Source organism: Streptomyces sp. NPDC006207, from assembly GCF_040613835.1.
Classification (GTDB): domain Bacteria; phylum Actinomycetota; class Actinomycetes; order Streptomycetales; family Streptomycetaceae; genus Actinacidiphila.
In genome coordinates this window covers 193,973-215,314 of sequence record NZ_JBEXSX010000005.1, presented here as the reverse complement: position 1 = coordinate 215,314, position 21,342 = coordinate 193,973, and the positions used below count along the sequence as shown (strand labels likewise).

Below are 21,342 nucleotides of genomic sequence, written 5' to 3'. Positions count from 1 at the left end.
CGAGGACGACTCTCCGCCTTGCGATGCACCGCACCAGACGCCGCTGGGCCCGCCCTCCGGGCGGCCGGCGCTCATTTGACGACACGGCCTAGTCCAGACGCTTGACCAGGGCCCGGTACTCGTCCCACAGCTCCTTCGGCGTGTGGTCGCCGAAGGTCTCCAGGTGGGACGGGATGAGGGAGGCCTCGTGCCGCCAGGTGTCGACGTCGACCGAGAGCAGCAGGTCGAGGTCCGCCTGGGAGATGTCCAGGCCGCTGGTGTCGAGGGAGCCCTCGGCCGGCAGGACGCCGATCGGGGTCTCGACGCCCTCGGCCTGGCCGTTGAGGCGCTCGACGATCCACTTCAGCACGCGGCTGTTCTCGCCGAAGCCCGGCCACACGAACCGGCCGTCCGCGTCCTTGCGGAACCAGTTCACGTAGTAGATCTTCGGGAGCTTGCCGGCCTCGTGCTTCTGGCCGAGCTTGACCCAGTGGCCGAAGTAGTCGCCCATGTTGTAACCGCAGAACGGGAGCATCGCGAACGGGTCGCGGCGCAGCTCGCCGACCTTGCCCTCGGCGGCGGCGGTCTTCTCGGAGGCGACGTTGGCACCGAGGAAGACACCGTGCTGCCAGTCGAAGGACTCGGTGACCAGCGGTACGGCCGAGGCACGGCGGCCGCCGAAGAGGATCGCCGAGATCGGCACGCCCTTGGGGTCCTCCCACTCGGGCGCGATGGTCGGGCACTGGCTGGCCGGGACGGTGAAGCGGGCGTTGGGGTGGGCGGCCGGGGTCCCGGACTCCGGCGTCCAGGAGTTGCCCTTCCAGTCCGTGAGGTGGGCCGGGAGCTCCTCGGTCATGCCCTCCCACCAGACGTCGTTGTCGTCGGTGAGAGCGACGTTGGTGAAGACCGAGTTGCCCCACAGGGTCTTCATCGCGTTGGCGTTGGTGTGCTCGCCGGTGCCCGGCGCGACGCCGAAGAAGCCCGCCTCGGGGTTGATCGCGTAGAGGCGGCCGTCCTCGCCGAAGCGCATCCAGGCGATGTCGTCGCCGATGGTCTCCACGGTCCAGCCGGGGATGGTCGGCTCCAGCATGGCGAGGTTGGTCTTGCCGCAGGCGCTCGGGAAGGCGGCGGCCACGTACTTGGCCTCGCCCCGCGGCGGCGTGAGCTTGAGGACGAGCATGTGCTCGGCCAGCCAGCCCTCGTCCCGTGCCATGACCGAGGCTATGCGCAGGGCGTAGCACTTCTTGCCGAGCAGGGCGTTGCCGCCGTAGCCGGAGCCGTAGGACCAGATCTCACGGCTCTCGGGGAAGTGCGAGATGTACTTGGTGGAGTTGCACGGCCACGGGACGTCCTCCTGGCCGGGCTCCAGCGGGGCGCCGACGGAGTGCACGGCCTTGACGAAGAAGCCGTCCTCGCCGAGCTCGTCCAGCACGTCCTGGCCCATGCGCGTCATGGTCCGCATGGCGGTGGCGACGTACGCGGAGTCGGTGATCTCCACGCCGATCGCGGACAGCTCAGAGCCGAGCGGGCCCATGCAGAACGGGACGACGTACATGGTGCGGCCGCGCATGGCGCCGCGGAAAAGACCCTGCCCCCCTGTGAAGATCTCCCGCATCTCGGCGGGGGCCTTCCAGTGGTTGGTCGGGCCGGCGTCCTGCTCCCGCTCGGAGCAGATGAAGGTGCGGTCCTCCACACGAGCGACGTCGGTCGGGTCGGAGGCGGCGTAGTACGAGTTGGGGCGCTTGATCGGGTCGAGCTTCTTGAAGGTGCCCTTCGAGACGAGCTCGTCCGCGAGGCGCTGGTACTCCTCCTCGGAGCCGTCGCACCACACGATCTCGTCCGGCTGGGTCAGCTCGGCGATCTCGCCGACCCATGCGATCAGGTCCTGGTGATTGGTGGGAGCCGCATTGACGCGCGCCACGATCGCTCCGTTCCGCCCGGTGTGCACTCACCTGGCGTCAGATTCCGAGGGTGTGTTGTCGGCCCCTTGGGGGCTGCGACCCGGATGCTGCTGTCGTGGGATGCTCATCCGGTGCCGTCCGCACTCATATGAGTATCAGGACAGGAAACGCGATCTGTCCAGGGCGCGTGGGGTGAGCATCGCCACTCCCAACGTCCGGCGACACCCCGTACTACGGATCGGTAACCTACGCAACCGTAGGTAGCATTGCTTTCATGAGCTCCGTGGACGAGACTCCCGTTGTGCCCGCCGCCCTTGAAGAACTCGCATCCGCTGCCGCCCCCTTGAAGCCCAAGCTGAGGGGGTGGCTCCATGCCGGGATGTTCCCCGCAGCCCTTGTCGCCGGGGTCGCCCTGACCGCCTTCGCCGAGAGCACCCGCGGGCGGATCGCCTGCGCCGTCTTCACGCTCACCGCCTGCGCGCTGTTCGGCGTGAGCGCGCTCTACCACCGCGGCGACTGGGGCCCCCGGGCCTCGGCGGTGCTGCGCCGGCTGGACCACGCGAACATCTTCCTGATCATCGCGGGGACCTACACACCCTTCACGCTCCTGCTGCTGCCGGACGGCAAGCAGGAGGTCCTGCTCTGGCTCGTCTGGGCCGGGGCCCTGGCGGGCATCGCGTTCCGGGTCTTCTGGGTGGGCGCGCCGCGCTGGCTCTACACGCCCTGCTACATCGCGCTCGGCTGGGCGGCGGTCTTCTTCCTGCCCGACTTCATGCGGAAGGGCGGCATCGCGGTGCTCGTCCTGATCGTCGTGGGCGGCCTGCTGTACAGCGTCGGAGCGGTGATCTACGGAACGAAGCGGCCCAACCCCTCGCCCCGCTTCTTCGGCTTCCACGAGGTCTTCCACTCGTTCACGCTGGCCGCGTTCATCGTGCACTACGTCGGCATCTCGCTGGTGGCCTACAACCACGCCTAGGCCCCGCGCCCGCCGAACGCCGAGGCCCCGACGCGAACGCCCCCCACCCGCCTGCGGGTGGGGGGCGTCCGGCATCCCGGGGCGGCCGTCAGACCCTGCGGCGCCAGCGGTCGGGGATCCAGCGGGTCAGCAGGCGATTGGCGGGCTCCTCGACGAAACGGTGGAGGGCCCAGGACATCGCGAACACGACGACGGCCATGCCGATCATGCTGAAGAGCGCCGAGTTCTCGTCCGGGATCCTGCCCCACCTGTAGGTCGAGAACCGGCTCACCGCGTGGTGCAGGAGGTAGAAGCTGTACGACCACATGCCCAGCGAGATCAGCAGCGGGTTGTGGAGCACGCTGCGGTGCCCCGCGATGTCCCGCTGGACGAACGCGACCATGATCAGGACGGCGAGCACGGCGATGACCGGGCGCAGCGTGTAGTCCAGCTGCGCGTCGTACCCGCTCGACAGGTGCGCACGCAGCTGCACGTAGGCGTAGACGTAGGCGAGCAGCAGCGCCACGGGCACGAAGGGCCGCAACGGGATCCGCCACCCGCGGCGGATCAGCAGGGCCATCGTCATGCCCAGCAGGAACTCGGGCAGGTACACCACCGGGTGCCGCATGATCCAGCGCGCCATGGGCCCGTCCAGCGTCGCGGAGGCCCACCAGTCCACCGCCCACATCCCGACCAGGCCGGCGACCGTCACGGCGACCAGCAGGGGCGTGCGCAGCCGGACGACGACGCGGGCGAGCAGCGGGAACAGGGCGTAGAAGAGGACCTCGACGCCCAGGGTCCAGGTCACCGGATTGCCGGGCAGCGTGGGCGTGGCGTGCGGGAACCAGTTCTGGACGAAGAAGAGCGAGGCGATGACGTACTTCCAGTCGATGGGCACGTGTGCCTTGACGTAGAAGACGTAGACCGCCGGCACGGCGGCGACCAGGGCCGCCGGCCAGATGCGCGCCACACGCCGCCAGTAGAACGCAACCGGATGCTCCTGCGGCTTGAACACCCAGGTCAGCAGGAAGCCCGAGAGGACGAAGAAGAAGGTCACGCCGTGGGCGCCCATCTCCGAGTACGGGAAGATCGCGGGGGCACGTCCGTAGCCCGTCGCGCCGCCCAGCCCCGTGAAGTGGTGCGCGAACACGGCGAAGGCGGCGAAGAACCGCAGACTCGTCAGCGAGTCGAGCCGTGACGGAAGTACGGATGCGCGCGGCGCGGACGACGTGGGTTTCGCTTCCCGGTCGCTCCGGGAGGCATCTACGACTGGCACTTGATCTTCTCTGATTCTTCCGAAGGACACCCTGGCGTCACCGGGCACAAGGGTCGCATTTTCCTATCACCCCGGCGGGCCGTGTCAAGGCGACGCCGGGCTTCCGCACGTCTGGGGGTGACAGTTACTCTTTTTTGAGAGTCACTGTCATTTGACGGTGGCTTTCGGATGCTGCCCCGTGCCCGCAGGAGGAGACCCCATGGCGACGACGGCCGATCCACGGCGCTGGTGGGCCCTGGTGGCCCTGGTGGCGAGCATGCTCGTGCTCGGCTTCGACATGACGATCCTCAACGTCGCACTGCCGACCATGGCCGCGGAGCTGGGTGCGGACACAGGCGACCAGCAGTGGATCGTCGACGGCTACACGGTGGTCTTCGCCGCCGCCATGCTCCCCGGGGGCCTGCTGGGCGACCGCTGGGGACGGCGGCGGATGCTCGTCGCCGGGCTCGGGAGCTTCCTCGCCGGTTCGCTGCTCGGCGCCCTGGTGGACAGTCCGGGACCGGTCGTCGCCGCCCGCACGGTGATGGGCCTGGGCGCGGCACTCGTCATGCCGCTGGCCCTGTCCGTCCTGCCCTCGCTGTTCGGGCCCGAGGAGCGCTCCAGGGCGGTCGGCGCGGTCACCGCCGCCATGGCGCTGGGGTTGCCGCTCGGGCCGATCATCGGCGGCACCCTGCTCGACCACTTCTGGTGGGGCTCGGTCTTCGTGGTCAACATCCCGCTCGTCGTCCTCGGCATCGCCGCCTGCCTGTTCCTGCTGCCCGAGACCAGCGACCCCGCCACGCCCCGCGTCGACCCGCCCAGCACCGTCCTCGCGGTGGCCGGGCTCGGCGCGCTGGTCTTCGGCATCATCGAGGGGCCGCGCCGGGGAGGGGCGACCCGCTGGTGCTGCTGACGCTGTCCTCGTCCGTCGCGCTGCTGACCGGGCTGGTGCTCCGCGGACGCCGGCTGGAGCGGCCCATGCTCGACCTCGGTCTGCTGCGGCAGCGGGGCTTCCTGTGGAACGCGGTCGCCGCGACGCTGGTGACCTTCATCCTCACCGGTCTGCTCTTCGTCCTGCCGCAGTACCTGCAGGCCGTGCTCGGCAACGACGCCCTCGGCACCGGCCTACGGCTGCTGCCGATGATGGGTGGCCTGCTCGTCGCCGCCCGGGGCAGCGCTCCGCTGGTCGCGCGGTTCGGGCCGCGGCCGGTCGTCACGGCGGGGCTGCTCCTGCTCACCGCGGCCGCGGCGCTCGGCAGCCGCACGGACGTCCACGACGGCTACGGGGCGACCGCGCTGTGGCTGTCCGTCACCGGTTTCGCCTTCGGCTTCGCGATGATCCCCGCCATGGACGCGGCACTGGGCGCGCTGCCCGGCGACCGCGCGGGCAGCGGCTCAGGACTCCTGATGACCCTGCGGCAGACCGGCGGCGCCATCGGTGTCGCCCTCCTGGGCAGCCTGCTGGCGGGCGCCTACACCGACCGTCTCGCCACCACGGGCCTGCCCGCGGCGGCGGCCGACGCCGCCTCGGGTTCCGTGGGGGCCGCGCACGCGGTCGCGGCCGCCCTCGGCGACCCGGCGCTCGCCGCCTCGGCGGACGCGGCGTACGTGCACGGGATGGACCTCGCCCTGCTGGCCTGCGCCGCCGCCTCGCTCGTGGCGGCCGTGCTGACCGCGCTCCTCCTCCCCGACGTCCGCACCGGCCAGGAGGTGCCCGGCACCGCGCGGATGGCCCCGCCCGCCGTCGATGCACGACAATGACGAACGTGACCGTACCGACCAGACCGAGCCTGCGCGAACGCAAGAAGATCCGGACCCGGCGGGCCATCCGCCGCGCGGCCTACCGGCTCTTCGAGGCGCAGGGGTACGACGGCACCACCGTCGAGCAGATCGCGGCCACGGCCGAGGTCTCGGCCAGCACGGTCTTCCGGTACTTCCCCTCCAAGGAGGACATCGTCCTCTCCGACGAGTACGACCCCGTCATGGTGGCCGAACTGCGCGCCCGCCCGGCGCATGAGCCCATCGTCGCCTCGCTGCGGCACGCCCTGCTGGGGCCGCTGCGCGAGATGCTCGCCGACGAGGGCGAGTTCGAGGAGATGCGGCAGCGGCTGCGGCTGGTGCGCTCGGTGCCCGCCATCCGCGCCCGCATGGGCGAGAACATCCAGGAGTCCAGCCGCCTGCTGGCCTCCGTCACCGCCGAGCGCCTCGGGCGCCCCGCGGACGACTTCGAGATCCGGGTCGTCGTCGCGGCGCTGATCGGGGCCTGGTCCGAGGCCGTCTTCCACTGGCTCGACTCGGACGGCACCGCCGACCTCGCCGCCGTCCTCGACCGCTCGCTGGACCTCCTCGCGGCCAACCTCTGCCGCTGACGATCGGGATGCCCCTCAACGTCGGTCCACACAAGGCCGGTTCACCGACCGGCCCTGCGCGCGAGGGAGGTGCCGGCGGACGCCGCGCGGCCGCACGACGCGGAGCGCCTCAGCGGGCGCCCAGTTGCTCCGCCAGGGCCTGCGGGTCCGCGGTCGGCGCCGCGCACACGAAGTGCCGGCAGACGTAGGCCGCGGGGCGGCCGTCGAGCAGCGGGCGGTCGGCCAGGAGGGCGTACTCGTCCGTGGCGGGCTCCCCCACCGCGACCACCGCGCCCGGGGCGGTGCCCAGCAGCGCGGTGCGGTGCAGCGCCGCCGTGCCGGCGTCGCCCGCGGGGCCGACCACGGCGACCTCGCGCGGGCCGTCGAGCGCCGCCTCGGCGACCGCCAGCCCCCAGCCGATGAACCGCGGCACCCGTCCGGCGAGGGCGCCCACGACGCCCAGCGCCCGTTCGGCGGCCTCGCGGTGGCGGGACGAGCCGGTGTACGCGGCGTACGACAGCAGCGCGCCGGCCGCGGCCGTCCAGCCCGAGGGGGCGGCGTTGTCGGTCGGGTCCTGCGGGCGGCGGATCAGCGTCTCGGCGTCGTCGGCGGTGTCGTAGAGCGTGCCGTCCTCCCCGGTGAAGTGCCGCAGCACGGAGTCGAGCAGGAGCCCGGCGAGGTCCAGCCACACGCCCTCGCCGGTCACCGCGGCGAGCGCGAGGAAGCCCTCCGCGACGTCGGCGTAGTCCTCCAGCACGCCGGCGTTGCCGCCCACCGTGCCGTCCCGCGAGGTCCGGGCGAGCCGGCCGCGGGCGTCCATGTGGACCCGCACCAGCAGGTCCGCGGCCTCGACGGCGGCCGCGACCAGGTCCGGCCGCTCGAAGTACGCGCCGGTCTCGGCGAGCGCGGCGACCGCCAGCCCGTTCCAGGCGGCCACGACCTTGTCGTCGCGGCCTGGGCGGGGCCGTCCCTCCCGCGCGGTGAACAGCCGCCGGCGCACCGATGCGATCCGCCCGGCGTCCACGAAGCCGCCGTCGGCGGGGAGTTGGAGCACGGACGCGCCCTCCTCGAAGGTGCCGTCCTCCGTGACGCCGAAGTACTCGGCGGCCAGCGCCGCGTCCTCCTTGCCGAGGACCTCCTCCAGCTCCGCCGGCGTCCAGACGTAGAACGCGCCCTCGCCGTGGCCGCCGCCCGGCTTGTCGCTGTCCGCGTCGAGCGCGGAGGCGAACCCGCCCTCGTGGGTGCGCAGCTCCCGGACGAGGAAGTCCGCGGTCTCCAGGGCGACCCGGCGGGCCAGGTCGGAGCCGGTGGCGCGCCACAGGTGGGCGTAGAGCCGGCAGAGCAGGGCGTTGTCGTAGAGCATCTTCTCGAAGTGCGGCACGACCCACTTGCGGTCCACGGAGTAGCGCGCGAAGCCGCCGCCGAGCTGGTCGTAGATGCCGCCGCGGGCCATCGCCTCACAGGTGTCCCGCGCCATCTGCAGGGCGCCCTCGGAGCCGGTGCGGGCGTGGTGCCGCAGCAGGAACTCCAGGGCCATCGACGGCGGGAACTTCGGCGCGCCGCCGAACCCGCCGCACGAGGGGTCGTAGTCCCGGGTGAGCCCCAGCAGTGCCGCCGCGAGCTGCTCCTCCCCAGGGGCGGCCGTCCCGCCGAGGGTGAGCGAACGTCCGCCCAGGTCCTTCACGATGCTCGCCGCGACCGCCCCGACCTCCTCGCGCCGCTCGCGCCAGGCGGCCTCCACGCCCTCCAGCACCTGCCGGAACGAGGGCATGCCGTGCCGCGGGGCGGGCGGGAAGTAGGTGCCGAAGTAGAACGGCTCGCCCCCGGGCGTCAGGAAGACCGTCATCGGCCAGCCGCCCTGCCCGGTCGCCGCCTGCACGGCCTCCATGTAGACGGCGTCAACGTCGGGGCGTTCCTCGCGGTCGACCTTCACCGGCACGAAGTGCTCGTTGAGGTACGCGGCGGTCGCCTCGTCCTCGAACGACTCCCTGGCCATGACGTGGCACCAGTGGCAGCTGCTGTACCCCACGCTGAGCAGCACCGGCACCCCGCGGTCCCGGGCCTCCGCGAAGGCCCCCTCGCCCCACGGCCACCAGTGCACCGGGTTGTCGGCGTGCTGCAGCAGGTACGGGGACGTGGAACCGCTCAGTCGATTGACCATGCCCCCAGCCTCACACATCGCGCCGCCCGGCGTCCCGTCCCCGCGCGGCGAGCCCGGTTGCCCGCGGCAACGGACGTTGTCCGCAGCCGTTCGTGCTGATGGAATCGACCGGCGGACGGTGCTGCGAGAGGGGCCGACATGCTGGAGACGGTGGGTCTCACGGCCGCCGAGGCCGAGGTGTACCGGCTGCTGCTCGTCACCGAGTCGGCGTCCGCAGAGGAGATCTGCGGACGTACCGACCTCGGCCCCCCGGCGGTCGTACGGCTGCTGCTCGCGCTGGAGGCCAAGGGACTGGCGTACGCGCTGGAGGAGAGCCCCGGCGCGTACGCGGTCATCCCGCCGGAGGTCGCCCTGGTACCCCGGCTGCAGCGCCACGCGGAGGCACTGGAGCAGGACCGGGCGGTGGTGCTCGGGCTGGTGGAGACCTACCGCCGCAGCGCGCGCTCCTGGGGAGCGGGGGAGGCGATCGAGGTCATCAGCGGCGCGGCGGCGCTGCGGCAGCGTCTGCGGCAGCTCCAGGACGGCGTCCGCCACGAGATGCTGTGGTTCTGCAAGGCCCGCCACGTGGCGATGCCCGCGGGGAGCAACCGCGAGGAGTACGACGCGCTGGGCCGGGGCGTGCTGTACCGGGTCCTGTACGAGCAGGCCTACTTCGACGACCCCGGTGCGGTGGACAACGTCGTCAAGGGGGTGCGCGCCGGCGAGGTCGCCCGGGCGGTGCCCAGGCTGCCCCTGCGAATGGCGGTGGCCGACCGGTCGCTGGCCGTCCTGCCGCTGTCCTCCGCCGGTACGCCGGCCGGTCCGCGGGAGCTCAAGACGGCGCTGGTGCGCGAGAGCAGCCTGCTGGAGGCGCTGATCGACCTGTTCCAGCACTACTGGGAGGTCGGCGCGCCGCTGCGGGTGACCGAGGAGGGGCAGATCGGCGGTGCGGGCCCGGAGGATCCGGCGGCGCCGGTCGCGGAGGACCGGCACCTGCTCTCCCTGATGGTCGCCGGCATGACCGACGAGGCGATCGCCGGGCAGTTGCGCGTGAGCAAGCGCACCGTCCAGCGGCGCATCCAGGGGCTGATGAGCCTCGCGGGCGTCGCCACCCGCATGCAACTGGGCTGGCACGCGGCCCGCCGCAACTGGCTCTGAGCCGACGGCGGTACGGGGCCCGCCGGACGGATCCGGCGGGCCCTGCCGTGCCGTTCGGCGGCTACTTGAGAAGGTAGGCCTTGATCACGGTCTGCTTGAAGGAGTTGCCCGCCGCGTCCTTGACGTAGGTGCGGAGGCTGACCGAACCGCCCGAGGAGCGGCGCGGGTGGTCCACGGTCACGGTGCGCTTCGTCCCGGAGCCCTTGACCTTGGCGGTGTGCCAGGTCCTGCCCTCGTCGTAGGAGACCTCGACGGTGAAGGTGCGGACGGGCGACTCGGCGGCACCGACCGGACGCTGGACCAGGGCCGGGATGTCGAAGCGGCGTCCGGCCTCGGCCCGGTTCCACTCGTCCAGCCGGGGCGACATGAGCACGGCCATCATCGGCAGTGACTGCCGGGTCGCCGTCGTCTGCGACCGGAACCGCCACTCGGACTTCAGGCGCGTGGAGATGGTGCTGGGGACGAGGTCGCGCTCCTGCGCGAACGTCGCGACGTAGTCGGCGGGGGTGACGTCGGCCGGCACCGTGGCGAACCCGCGGTTGGTCGAGACGACTTCACCGTTGCGTCGCAGCTCCCACTCGGGCCGGCTGCTGGACGTCGTCCCGGCCACCACGTCGAGGTTCCCGTTGGCGGCGTCCTGGATCGCGAACGTCATGGCGTCGCCCTCGCGGGAGGTGATCATCACCTCGGGCGAGAAGCCCGAGCCCTGGACGCCCTGGTTCCAGCGCTCCTCGAAGCTTCCGGCCTTGTAGCTGTGCAGGCGGCTGAGGAAGCTCTGCCCGTGGGCGTCCGGCCTGGTGAAGAAGTTCTGCTCGAAGACGCTCTGCCAGCGCAGGTCCTCGGACGGCGAGAAGTAGTCCACCCGCCGGTTCGGGAGCGGGAGTCCGTCCATCCCGTGGACCCAGCGGAGCTTGCCGAGGGTCAGCCACACACTGCGGTACGCGGTGGTGTCCGGCGCGGTGGCGGCGAGGGTGCTGTTCACCGTGGCCAGCTGCGACGCACGGGGGCGGTAGCCGGGATCGGCCGGGATCGCCCCGCGCACCGGCCGGGTGAGGTAGTAGACCGAGGAGGGGTTCCCGTCGGCGCCCGCGGGATCGACCCAGATGGTGCTGACCAGGTAGGTGAACGCCGAGTCCTCGGACGTCGCCGTCGGGACGGCGTACACGTTCGTGATGCGGTCGCCGCCGATCGCGTCGTTCACGGGGACGGAGAACAGATTGCCGTCCAGGGCGATGGTGCCGACCTCGGCGTACGTGATGCGGGCCGAGCGGCTCGGGGCCGAGACCGTGACGGGCTTGGCCCTCCGGGCGTCGATGGCGACGTCCCGGTCGGCGCTCATCACGACCTCCGGCGCGCCCACCACGGTGGCCTCGGTGTACTCCGCGTCGAAGAGGAAGCCGTTCACGGAGTAGGTCCTGCCGTCGCGCGGCACCCTCAGCTCGGTGCCGGACGTGCCGTGCAGCTCCACCTCGCGGACCTCGCCGTCGGCCGCGGTGACGAGCAGGTAGGCGTGGGCGGGGGCCTTGCCCGCGCGGTCCTTCACGGTGAGGCGGAGGCTGTGCGAGGGCTGCTCGACGTCCATACCGACCGGGACGCGCACCGAGACGGCCCGGTCGGCGGTGGCCGCGATGACCGCGCCGCTGTACGCCGCGTACGTCGTGGCGGTCTCCGGGGTCGCGGTGACGGTGACGTCGGCGGTGCCGTGGGCGGGCACGGTGACCTGGTCGGCGCCGAGCCGGAACAGGCCCTGCGGCGCGGGCGTGCCCGCGCCGTGGGAGACGTTGAGCGACAGACCGAGGGTGACCGGCGCGCTGCCCGGGTTGCGGTAGGTGATCGTCTTCTTCACCGGCGGCCGCGGGCCGTCGGTCCAGCGGATCTGCCCGAAGTCCACTGCGGTGGTCCCGGCGGTGACCTGCTGGCCGACCGCGCGGGCGACGTCGACCCGGCCCGCGCCCTGGAAGTAGGCGCCGCGCTCCTTGCCGGCCGCCGTCGACTGCATCAGCTGGCGCTTGACCTGCTCGGGCGTCCAGTCGGGGTGCTGCTGGAAGAGGATGGCGGCGGCACCGGCGACGTGCGGGGTCGCCATCGAGGTGCCGTCCATCGCGGTGTAGCCGTCCTCGGCGGTCGTTCCGCCCGCGCGGGCGGCGACGACGCCGACGCCGGGGGCGACGAGGTCGGGCTTGAGGCCGAAGTCGCCCACCCGCGGGCCGATCGAGCTGAAGTGGGCGAGCTCGTCGTCGAGGTCGGTGGCGCCGACGGCGAGCGCGCGGTCGGCGGAGGCGGGGGAACCGACCTTGCCGGGACCGCTGTTGCCGGCCGCGGCCACGACCAGGACGCCGTGGTCACGGGTGACGCTCTCGACCATGGCCTCGAGGGCGTCGGTCTCCGGGGTGTCGGTGTCGCCCAGGCTGAGGCTGATCACCTTGGCGCCGCGCTCGGCGGCCCAGGCCATGCCTTCGAGGACGTCGGAGTCGTCGCAGGAGCCGCCCGCGTTGCAGACCTTGCCCGACAGGATCCGCGCACCGGGCGCGACACCCTTGAACCGGCCGCCGGAGGCCGCGCCGGAACCGGCGACGGTCGAGGTGACGTGGGTGCCGTGGCCGTTCAGGTCGTCGGTGCCGGCCTCGGTGGTGAAGTTGGCGGACTCCTCGATGAGGCCCCCCAGGTCCGGGTGGTTCGGGTCGTACCCGGTGTCGAGCACCGCGACCTTGACGCCGTCGCCCCGGTAACCCTTCGCCCAGGCCTGGGGTGCCCCGATGTGCGGCACCGTCCGGTCGAGCTGGACCTTGGAGCGGCCGTCGAGCCAGACCCGGCGGATGCCCGCGCCGAAGGACGTGGCGCCCGCCTCGGCGGGGGCGATGTCCTTCCAGAACTCCGCGGCACCCGCACGGTCCTGGCCGAGGGTCGCGAAGGAGGTCCCGGCGATGGTGCGGACCCCGTCGGCACCGGCCGCGGTGAGGCGGCGTCCGGCGGTGCCCGCGTCACCCGCGTACTCGACGATGAGCGGCAGCCTCGACCGCTCGGCGTACTTCCCCCTGGCCAGGGCCGAGACGTTGAACAGCGCCTTGTCGAGGCGGTCAGCCGCGAGCAGGGGCAGCGCGTCGGCGGGTATGACCGACCAGTCGCCGCCGTTCTGGCGCTTGACGAAGGTGATGTGCTCCCGGCCCGCGGCCGGTTGGACCGAGACGCTCTGCCCGCCCGACGGGGCCGTCTCCAGCGTGACGCGGTCGCCGGTGATCAGGGTGACCTGGTGGCGGGAGGATCCGGTGGACCCGGCCGCCTCGCCCTGCACGGCCGCGTCGGCCCGCTCGGTGCCCTGGGCGGCGCCGGGGGTGGCGGTCAGACCCGCCAGCAGCGCGGCGAGGGCAGCGGCCGCCACATACTGCGGCCGAGGGGTTCCGGCCCTCGGTCGCCACCTGTAGTTCATCTGTCTCATGGGGCGACAGCGTGGCCCCGCCACCGGCGGCGGTCAGCACTTTCACCTGTCGGTCAGAGGACAAGTCACCTTTGCGCCATGACGCATGAGCGGCAAAGACGCCCAAAAGGCGTTCCTGCCGCCGCCCGGGGCGGGACGTCCGGGCGCGTCCGGGCGTGTCCGCCCGCGCACGCGGTGTCGCGATGTGACGTGTTCGGCAGGACACTTGGGGACGGGCGGCTACCGAGGGGGCCATGGGTGACGAAGCAGACGCCGCGACGGCAGACGCAACTGAGCACGTCCGACCGGGCCGAGGTGTTACGGCTGCTGGAACGCGCCGTCGCCGGTGAGCCGCAGGGCGGGCGCTCCGGCGAGGCGGAGGAGGCGCTGCGGCAGGCCCGGGCGGCGGTCGACGAGATAGCGGCCGCGGCGGCGGACGAGTACGGGGTGTACACCGCCGCGCTGGCGGCGGAACGCTCGGGCCGCCGGTCGTCGCTGGTCACCCCCGCGCTGGTGACCGCGGTCGCCGCCGTCGCGGCATGCGTGGCGGACCTCGGCTGGGGCACGCCGACCTCCACCGCGCTGGGCGTCGGCGGCGTGGTGGCGGTCACCGGCGCTGCGGTGACGGCCGCGCTGGCGACGGGCGGTGGCGGCACCCGGCCGCAGGACCTGCGGCAGGTCTGGCTGGAGGCCGTGGAACAGCGCGGTGTACGGCCGTTCCTGGAACGCCGGCGCGCCGCGCCGGCCCCCGCGAAGGTGCCGGCGCAGCGCCGCACCGACCGCAGCGCCGCCGCGCGGGGGCGCAGCGTCCTGGAGCAGTCCTTCGCCCAGCTTCCCGCCACCGAGGGGCCGTTCGCCGGCCGCCGGGACCCGCTGCGGCAGATCGCCCAGTGGGTGCACCAGGCGCGGGTCTCCCCGGCCTCGGAGCCCGTCGTGGTCGTCCTGCACGGCCAGGCCGGTTCCGGGCGCACCACGCTCGCCGTGCGCGCCGCCCAGCAGCTCAAGGACCAGTTCCGCGGCGCCTGCGTCGTCGACCTGCGCGGCGCCGCGCCCGGGGAGCGCCCGCTGCCCGTACGGGACGCGCTGCTGCACCTGCTCAACCGGCTCGGGGCGCCCCGCGAGCAACTCCTGTTCCGCGAGCGCACCTCCCAGGAACAGCATCTGCGGCGCCTGGCCGACCAGTACCAGAAGCACCTCACCGACGTGCCGGTCGTCATCGTCCTCGACGACGCCGCCGGACCCGAGCAGATCCGCGCCCTGGTCCCGGAGCGCTCCGACAGCCTCGTCCTGGTCACGTCGGCCGAACCGCTCTCCCTCGACGTACCGGCGGCCCGCGTCTACGCCCTGCCGGTCGACCCGCTCGGGGCTGAGGCGTCACGGGAGCTGCTGGCCGGCCTGTCGTCCGGCGCCCTCACGACGGCGGACGGCGCCGGTGCCGCCGACGCCGTACGGCGGCTGTGCGGCGGGCTGCCGCTGGCGCTGCGCATCGCGGGCAGTTCGCTGCCCGACCGGGGCGCGGAGCGGCTGGCCGCCGACCTGGCGGCGTACGGCCCGGTGGGCCCGGTCGACCGGGCGCTGGCGCTGCGTTACCACGACCAGCCCGAGCCGGCCCGCCGGCTGCTGCGGCGGCTAGCGCTCGCCGGGCGGACGAGCCTCGGCGCGGCGGCCGCCGCGGCCCTGCTGGGGGCGGAGGAGCAGGAGGCGGCCCGGCGGCTGGGCGAACTGGCCTCGGCCGGTCTCATCGAGCACGTGCGCGGCAGCCGCTACCGGCTGCACGACCTCGTACGGCGCTTCGCGCACGCGCGCCTGCTGGACGAGGAGGACCCGGCCGAGCGGGCGGCCGCCCAGGAGCGCCTGATCCGCAGCTACGCCGAGCTGGCGGACGCGGTCATCCGGCTCGTCGACGGCCGGACCTCGACCCGCGCCGACCGTTTCGGGCCGCAGGGCTTCCCCTCCCTGGACCAGGCGCTGCGCTGGCTGGACGAGGAGTCGAGCTTCATCACCGCGGCGCTGCGGCACTCCGACGGAGTCGACCAGCGGGTGGTGCAGCACCTGCTCGGCGCGCTGTGCGACTACTGCCTGCTCCGCGGCGACCTGTACCGGCTGGGCGAGATCAGCGAACTGGCCCAGGCGCACCAGCGGGAGGCCGACCAGTCGGTGCTGGTCCGCTCGGTGCAGTGGCGCACCGGCATCGCCGCGCGGCAGCTCGGCGAGCTGGACAAGGCCCGCTCCACGCTGTCGTCGGTGGTCGACCTGTACTTCGAGGCGCAACACCCGGCGGGCGCCGCCCGCGCCCTGTGCAGCCTGGGCATCACGCTGCACCAGCAGGGCGGCCTGCGCGAGGCGGAGGCCAAGTTGCGGGAGGCCCTGGAACTGCAGGCCGGCGACGAGCTGCGGGCCGACCGGGCCTGGACGCAGCACGCGCTGGCCGCGGTGCTGCGCGACGCCGGCCGGCTGGCGGAGGCGCACGGACTGCTGGCCGAGTCGCTGGCGCTGCACCGGGAGAGCGAGAGCGTGCACGGCGAGGCCTGGGCCCACCTGCAGCTGGGGCAGCTGCTGCTGCGGCTCGGCGACGCCGGGCGCGGCGAGACCGAGCTGCGTACCGCGGGCGAGTGCTACGCCGCGACCCGCGACCCCCGCGGTGAGGCCTGGACCGTCACCCAGCTCGGCCGTGCCCGCCTGCTGCGCGGGGACGCAGGCGCCGCCCAGCACCTGCTGGGCGACGCCCTGGCCCGCCACCGCGCGAACGAGGACGCCCGCGGCGAGGCGTGGTCGCTGTACTACCTCGGCCAGGCGCTGGAGGAGGGCGGCGAACTGGACGCGGCCCTGCGGGCCCTGGAGCGCTCCCGCACCATGTTCAGCCGGATGCGGGACGTCTACGGGCTGGCCTGCGCCCGCCACCACTCCGGCCGGGTCACTCGTGACCAGCGGGCGGCGCTCACCGGCAACCTGCGCAACAGCGGTTTCGCCCGCCAGCTCCTGCAGGACGCCCGCGCCGACTTCCACCGCGTGGGGGTGCCGCACGGCGAGGGCTGGTCCTGTGTGGAGCTCGCCGTCGTCGACGCCGGCAACGGGCGGGTCCCTGCGGCCCTGGAGCTGGTGCGGGAGGCGGAGCGGCTCTTCGCCGGCCTGGACGACAGGCGCGGCCTGGCGTGGGCGCGCTTCCTGCAGTGCACGCTGCTGCCGCTGCTCTCGCGCGAGGGCGCCGCCGAGGCCCGCGGGCGGCTCGCCCGGCTGACGGACGACCCGTACGAGGGCCGCGACCTGGACCTGCAGGAGTACGCGGAGGCCTACGCCCTGCTGCTGGAGCGCGGCGTGGAGCCGGGCACGCCGTGGGAGGCCTGGCGGCTGGGCATGGTGCCGTCGCGGGGCGCCCGCATGGTGATGGCCGTGCCGGTGGACCGGGCGGTGGAGGGCTGAGGGCCCGGCCCAGCGTGTCACCCGCTCCGGGACGTCCCACGGGCGACAATCGCGACGGGGACCGACCGCGAGAGGACGAACCATGGACCGGCTGCCCGCTGCGCTCCAGCCCATCCGCGACCGGGAGCAGGCGCTGCCGCGCGAGGCCAGCATCTACCACGAGAGTCCGGTGCGGCACACGATCACCTTCGCCTGGCAGGCGCCGGAGGGCGTCGACGACGGCCTCGCCGTGATCATCTCCAGCGGGGCGCTCCCCGTACCGGCCGTCGGCGGGCACGTCGCCGTGCACGACCACGACGTGCGGGTGGTCGCGGTGCGGACCTCGTACACCCGCTCCGACGACGAGGGCGTCCCGCTGCTCTTCACACGGGTCACCGTCGCCGCGCCGGAGTGAGCGAGCCGCGACACCCCCTCCCGTGCCGGGAGGGGGTGTCCGGCGTGCCTCAGCCCTTGCTGCCGGGGCCCTCGGCGCCGGAGGCGGCGGAGGCGGCCGAGGCCTTGGCCGCCTCCGCGGGCTGCCCGGCCTGCTCCGGCTGCTCCTCGAAGTCGATCTTCTTGAACTGCTTGTTCATGTTCTTCATCAGCCACCACAGGGAGAGGCCGATGAGGGCGAAGATGACGAAGCCGAGGAGGCCGGGCGTCACCTTGTTCTCGTCCAGGTCCTTGACGGCGAGGGGGACGAGCTGGGCTGCGGCCGTGCCGAATGTCGCGTTCACGCGCTCAATTCTCCCGGATGCCCGCGAAGAGGTCGTCCTCGGGGAGGGAGGTGTCCACCCGGGACTTCGCGAGCTCGTAGTCCTCGGTGGGCCAGATCTCCTTCTGGAGCTCCATCGGGACGTGGAACCAGGCGCCGTCGGGGTCGATCTGGGTGGCGTGGGCGAGCAGCGCCTTGTCACGGATCTCGAAGAAGTCCGCGCACGGCACGTGCGTGGTGATGTTGCGTTCCGGCCGGTCGGCGGTCTGCCAGCGCTCCAGCCACTCCCCGTACGGGGACTCCAGGCCGCGGGCGAGCAGGGCCTCGTGCAGGGCGACGGTGCGCTGCCGGTTGAAGCCCTGGTTGTAGTAGAGCTTCAGCGGCGTCCACGGCTCGCCGGCCTCGGGGTAGCGCTCGGGGTCGCCCGCGGCGTCGAAGGCGACCATCGAGATCTTGTGGGTCATGATGTGGTCGGGGTGCGGGTAGCCGCCGTTCTCGTCGTACGTGGTGATCACGTGCGGGCGGAACTCGCGGATGAGCTTCACCAGGGTGCCCGCGGCCTCGTCCACGTCCTGGAGGGCGAAGCAGCCCTCGGGCAGCGGGGGCAGCGGATCGCCCTCGGGGAGCCCGGAGTCGACGTAGCCGAGCCAGGACTGCTGGACGCCGAGGATCTCGCGCGCCTCGTCCATCTCCTTGGCGCGGACCTCGTGGATGTGCTCCTCGATGTACGTGTCGCCCTGCAGTTTGGGGTTGAGCACGGAACCGCGCTCGCCACCGGTGCAGGTGGCGACCAGGACGTCGACGCCCTCGGAGACGTACCTGGCCATGGTGGCCGCGCCCTTGCTGGACTCGTCGTCGGGGTGTGCGTGCACGGCCATCAGTCGCAGCTGCTCGGTCAAGGTCGGATCCTCAGTCATGGGTCGTAAGTAGCGGCTTCTATAGTGACCGAAGCGAGGGGCTGTTTGATTCCAAGGCGGGATTCCGCGGGCCCCGGGAGGACTGAACGATGAGCGCGGTGCGCGACGGACTGCCCCAGGGACGGTACGGGCGGGAGGCCGAGGCCGACGCGCGTGCGGACCGCAGGCTGCGGCTCGTCGGCTCGGTGCTCGGTGTGGTGCTGCTGCTGTTCGTCGGCTGGATCGGCTGGGACAAGCTCACCGGCACCGAGGTCAGCGCCGAACTGATCAAGTTCCAGGTCGTCTCCGACCAGGAGGTCCAGGTCCACATCGAGGTGCGCAAGGACACAGGGGTCACGGCGGTGTGCACCCTGCGTTCGCTCGCCGAGGACCACGGCGAAGTCGGCCGCAAGGACGTTCGCCTCAATCAGCACACCGGTCGCATCGACACCGTCGTCACCATTCGCACCACCAGTCGCGGCACTACCGCGGAACTGGTCGGCTGCGAGCCCGCCCGATGATCCGACCTGCCCGGTCATTCGCCCCCTGACCTGCGTTTATCGCTTCTTGATGATTTCCCTCTCGCCGATTGTCGGGGGGAATTGTTACGCTCGTGGTTTCGCCCTCCCGCGAAGACGCATCTTTTTGGGTAGGGCGTTCATTTGTAAGCAAGCGAGTTCGAGTACGACGAGGAGCACCTGTGACCCAGACCAGCGAGAACGTCACCTGGCTGACCCAGGAGGCGTACGACCAGCTCAAGGCAGAGCTGGAGCACCTGTCGGGTCCCGCACGCACCGAGATCGTCGCCAAGATCGAGGAAGCCCGTCAGGAAGGCGATCTCAAGGAGAACGCCGGTTACCACGCGGCGCGTGAGGACCAGGGCAAGCTGGAGCTCCGGATCCGCCAGCTGACGCAGCTCCTGCAGCACGCCAAGGTGGGCGAGGCACCGGCGGACAACGGCGTGGTCGCGCCCGGCATGGTCGTGACGATCGCCTTCGACGGCGACCCCGACGACACCCTGACGTTCCTGCTCGGCTCGCGTGAGTACGTCTCCTCCGACCTGGAGACCTACTCGCCGCAGTCGCCGCTCGGCTCGGGCGTGAACGGCAAGAAGATCGGCGAGGACGCGACGTACGAGCTCCCGAACGGCAAGAAGGCCTCGGTGAGGATCATCGAGGCCAAGCCGCACAGCGGCTGACGCCGCCCCCCATACGCGGACGAGCCCCCGGCCGGAAGGCCGGGGGCTCGTCGTGTGCCGCGGGCGTGCGCCCGCGGGCCGGGGTCAGGCGGTCGCCGAGCGGTACTTGCGCACCGCGAGGGTGCGGAAGACCAGGATGATGACGATCGACCACAGCACCGAGGCGAGCACCGGGTGCTGCATCGGCCAGACGTCCGGGGTCTGGTAGTTCGGCGGCAGGTTGCCGAACAGCTCCCGGCAGGCGAGCACGGTGGCGCTGAACGGGTTCCACTCGGCGATGTGCCGCAGCCAGGGGGTCATCTGGTTGGAGTCCACGAAGGCGTTCGAGATGAACGTCAGCGGGAACAGCCAGATCAGACCGCCGGAGGTGGCCGCCTCCGGGGTACGGACGGACAGGCCGATCAGGGCGCCGATCCAGGAGAAGGCGTAACCGAGCAGGAGCAGCAGGCCGAACGCCGCGAGCGCCTTGGGCAGGCCCTCGTGGACGCGCCAGCCGACGAGCACGGCCACGATGGCGAGCACCACGACGGTCAGGGCGGTCTGCACCAGGTCCGCCAGGGTGCGGCCGGTGAGCACCGCACCGCGGGCCATGGGCAGCGACCGGAAGCGGTCGATGAGGCCCTTGTGCATGTCGTCCGCGATGCCCGCGCCGGCGCCCGCGGTGGCGAAGGTCACGGTCTGGGCGAAGATGCCGGCCATCAGGAACTCGCGGTAGAGCGCGGGGCTGGTGGAGCCGCCGACGTTCATGGAGCCGCCGAAGACGTAGCTGAACAGCACCACGAACATGATCGGCTGCACGAGACCGAAGATCACGACCTCGGGGATGCGCAGCATGCGGATCAGGTTGCGCCGGGCGACCACCAGCGAGTCGCGGACGGACTGCACGATCGGGTTGGAGGTGCGCGGCGCGCTGGTGGGGACCGCGTCGGTCACCGTGGTCACTGGGACTCCTCTTCCTTCTCCTCGGCGGCGTGGCCGGTGAGGGACATGAACACGTCGTCGAGCGTGGGCCGGCGCAGACCGATGTCGTCGATCTCGATGCCGCGGGTGTCGAGCTCACGGATGACCTCGGCGAGCAGCTTGGCGCCGCCCGTGACCGGCACGGTGATCCGCCGGGTGTGGTTGTCCACGGCGGTCTCGCCCTTGCCGAAGCCGTTCAGCACCTCGGTGGCGGTCACCAGGTGCTCGCGGTCGTGGACGACGACCTCGACGCGCTCGCCGCCGGTCCGCGCCTTGAGCTCGTCGGAGGTGCCGCGGGCGATGACCTTGCCGTGGTCGATCACGCAGATGTCGTGGGCGAGGTGATCGGCCTCCTCCAGGTACTGCGTGGTGAGCAGCAGTGTGGTGCCGCCGGCGACCAGGTCCTGGATGACCTCCCACAGCGCGAGGCGGTTGCGGGGGTCGAGGCCGGTGGTCGGCTCGTCCATGAACATCACCGGCGGCCTGACGACCAGCGCGGCCGCCAGGTCGAGCCGGCGCCGCATGCCGCCGGAGTAGGTCTTGGCCGTACGGTCGGCCGCCTCGGCGAGGTTGAAGCGCTCGAGCAGCTCCGCCGCACGGGCCTTCGCGTCCCGGGCGCTCATCTGGTAGAGCTGGCCGACCATCTGCAGGTTCTCGCGGCCGGTGAGGTACTCGTCGACCGCCGCGAACTGACCGGACAGGCCGATCTGCCGGCGCACCTCGTTGGGGTGCTTCAGCACGTCTATGCCGGCCACGACGGCCTTGCCGCTGTCGGGCTGCAGCAGGGTGGTCAGGACGCGTACGGCGGTCGTCTTCCCGGCCCCGTTGGGGCCGAGGAGGCCCAGGACGGTCCCCTCAGGGACGTCGAGGTCCACTCCGTCCAGTGCCCGTACGTCACCGAAGGTCTTCACCAGACCTTCGGCATGGATGGCGCCTGGCATGCGATGTCTCCGATTCGGGGCTTGGGGTGCATGGGGACTGTGCGGGCACGCGGCCGCACGGCAGCGCACCACGATGTGTCGC

15 protein-coding genes and 1 pseudogene are annotated in these 21,342 nt (G+C 72.4%); 8 read left to right on the top strand and 8 right to left on the bottom strand.

What is annotated here, in order from left to right:
- Positions 1–88: 88 nt before the first annotated feature.
- Positions 89–1,900 carry a phosphoenolpyruvate carboxykinase (GTP) gene (locus tag ABZ312_RS06045; RefSeq protein ID WP_500326769.1) on the bottom strand — a complete coding sequence of 604 codons (1,812 nt, stop codon included), beginning with the start codon at positions 1,898–1,900 and terminating at the stop codon, positions 89–91.
- Between the two features lie 254 nt (positions 1,901–2,154).
- On the opposite strand from ABZ312_RS06045, the gene trhA reads away from it, so the two are divergent.
- The gene (gene trhA / locus ABZ312_RS06040; RefSeq protein ID WP_499513678.1) at positions 2,155–2,856 is read left to right on the top strand and encodes a PAQR family membrane homeostasis protein TrhA; all 702 of its coding nucleotides are present in this window, start codon (positions 2,155–2,157) and stop codon (positions 2,854–2,856) included.
- 88 nt (positions 2,857–2,944) lie between these two features.
- On the opposite strand, the gene ABZ312_RS06035 is transcribed toward trhA, so the two are convergent.
- Positions 2,945–4,111 carry an acyltransferase family protein gene (locus ABZ312_RS06035; protein WP_500326767.1) on the bottom strand — a complete coding sequence of 389 codons (1,167 nt, stop codon included), beginning with the start codon at positions 4,109–4,111 and terminating at the stop codon, positions 2,945–2,947.
- Between the two features lie 199 nt (positions 4,112–4,310).
- On the opposite strand from ABZ312_RS06035, the pseudogene ABZ312_RS06030 reads away from it, so the two are divergent.
- Positions 4,311–5,851 (top strand): annotated as a pseudogene (locus ABZ312_RS06030) (MFS transporter).
- Entirely contained in the window at positions 5,848–6,459 is a 612-nt protein-coding gene (locus ABZ312_RS06025; RefSeq protein ID WP_500326763.1) for an acyl-CoA-like ligand-binding transcription factor, read from the top strand. Before ABZ312_RS06030 ends, ABZ312_RS06025 begins: the two are co-directional and overlap by 4 nt.
- Before the next feature lie 109 nt (positions 6,460–6,568).
- On the opposite strand, the gene ABZ312_RS06020 is transcribed toward ABZ312_RS06025, so the two are convergent.
- The gene (locus ABZ312_RS06020) at positions 6,569–8,599 is read right to left on the bottom strand and encodes a thioredoxin domain-containing protein (RefSeq protein WP_500436597.1); all 2,031 of its coding nucleotides are present in this window, start codon (positions 8,597–8,599) and stop codon (positions 6,569–6,571) included.
- A gap of 138 nt (positions 8,600–8,737) precedes the next feature.
- Between ABZ312_RS06020 and ABZ312_RS06015 the strand changes: the two genes are divergently transcribed.
- Positions 8,738–9,736 (top strand): helix-turn-helix domain-containing protein, encoded by a 999-nt coding sequence (locus ABZ312_RS06015; protein ID WP_500326759.1) that lies wholly within the window; start codon positions 8,738–8,740, stop codon positions 9,734–9,736.
- A 61-nt stretch (positions 9,737–9,797) separates the two neighbouring features.
- Here ABZ312_RS06015 and ABZ312_RS06010 read toward each other — a convergent pair whose 3' ends face one another.
- Entirely contained in the window at positions 9,798–13,115 is a 3,318-nt protein-coding gene (locus ABZ312_RS06010) for a S8 family serine peptidase (protein ID WP_500436595.1), read from the bottom strand.
- Between the two features lie 294 nt (positions 13,116–13,409).
- Here ABZ312_RS06010 and ABZ312_RS06005 point away from each other — a divergent pair, with 294 nt between their 5' ends.
- Both ABZ312_RS06005 and ABZ312_RS06000 read left to right on the top strand, forming a co-directional pair.
- Positions 13,410–16,571: an AAA family ATPase gene (locus tag ABZ312_RS06005; RefSeq protein ID WP_500326755.1), complete on the top strand. Its 3,162-nt coding sequence runs from the start codon at positions 13,410–13,412 to the stop codon at positions 16,569–16,571.
- 82 nt (positions 16,572–16,653) lie between these two features.
- Entirely contained in the window at positions 16,654–16,965 is a 312-nt protein-coding gene (locus ABZ312_RS06000; protein WP_500326753.1) for a hypothetical protein, read from the top strand.
- 49 nt (positions 16,966–17,014) lie between these two features.
- On the opposite strand, the gene ABZ312_RS05995 is transcribed toward ABZ312_RS06000, so the two are convergent.
- The gene (locus tag ABZ312_RS05995; protein WP_500436594.1) at positions 17,015–17,287 is read right to left on the bottom strand and encodes a hypothetical protein; all 273 of its coding nucleotides are present in this window, start codon (positions 17,285–17,287) and stop codon (positions 17,015–17,017) included.
- Positions 17,288–17,291: 4 nt separating this feature from the next.
- On the bottom strand, positions 17,292–18,164 hold the full coding sequence (gene mca, locus ABZ312_RS05990; protein ID WP_500326843.1) for a mycothiol conjugate amidase Mca: 873 nt from the start codon (positions 18,162–18,164) through the stop codon (positions 17,292–17,294).
- A 107-nt stretch (positions 18,165–18,271) separates the two neighbouring features.
- Between mca and ABZ312_RS05985 the strand changes: the two genes are divergently transcribed.
- Together ABZ312_RS05985 and greA are read left to right on the top strand one after the other, a co-directional pair.
- Positions 18,272–18,682 (top strand): DUF4307 domain-containing protein, encoded by a 411-nt coding sequence (locus tag ABZ312_RS05985; RefSeq protein ID WP_500326749.1) that lies wholly within the window; start codon positions 18,272–18,274, stop codon positions 18,680–18,682.
- A gap of 179 nt (positions 18,683–18,861) precedes the next feature.
- On the top strand, positions 18,862–19,359 hold the full coding sequence (greA, locus tag ABZ312_RS05980) for a transcription elongation factor GreA (RefSeq protein WP_499513667.1): 498 nt from the start codon (positions 18,862–18,864) through the stop codon (positions 19,357–19,359).
- Positions 19,360–19,443: 84 nt separating this feature from the next.
- Here greA and ABZ312_RS05975 read toward each other — a convergent pair whose 3' ends face one another.
- Together ABZ312_RS05975 and ABZ312_RS05970 are read right to left on the bottom strand one after the other, a co-directional pair.
- Complete coding sequence (locus ABZ312_RS05975) at positions 19,444–20,301, bottom strand: ABC transporter permease (protein WP_500326747.1); 858 nt, start codon at positions 20,299–20,301, stop codon at positions 19,444–19,446.
- Positions 20,298–21,260 (bottom strand): DrrA family ABC transporter ATP-binding protein, encoded by a 963-nt coding sequence (locus ABZ312_RS05970; RefSeq protein WP_499513665.1) that lies wholly within the window; start codon positions 21,258–21,260, stop codon positions 20,298–20,300. The genes ABZ312_RS05975 and ABZ312_RS05970 overlap by 4 nt, the downstream gene beginning before the upstream one ends.
- Positions 21,261–21,342 lie beyond the last annotated feature (82 nt).

Coding starts and splice junctions, on each gene's coding strand:
- ABZ312_RS06000 (WP_500326753.1), top strand. CDS start 16,654: ATGGACCGGCTGCCCGCTGCGCTCCAGCCCATCCGCGACCGGGAGCAG.
- ABZ312_RS06015 (WP_500326759.1), top strand. CDS start 8,738: ATGCTGGAGACGGTGGGTCTCACGGCCGCCGAGGCCGAGGTGTACCGG.
- trhA (WP_499513678.1), top strand. CDS start 2,155: ATGAGCTCCGTGGACGAGACTCCCGTTGTGCCCGCCGCCCTTGAAGAA.
- ABZ312_RS06025 (WP_500326763.1), top strand. CDS start 5,848: ATGACGAACGTGACCGTACCGACCAGACCGAGCCTGCGCGAACGCAAG.
- ABZ312_RS06020 (WP_500436597.1), bottom strand. CDS start 8,599: ATGGTCAATCGACTGAGCGGTTCCACGTCCCCGTACCTGCTGCAGCAC.
- ABZ312_RS05985 (WP_500326749.1), top strand. CDS start 18,272: ATGAGCGCGGTGCGCGACGGACTGCCCCAGGGACGGTACGGGCGGGAG.
- ABZ312_RS05970 (WP_499513665.1), bottom strand. CDS start 21,260: ATGCCAGGCGCCATCCATGCCGAAGGTCTGGTGAAGACCTTCGGTGAC.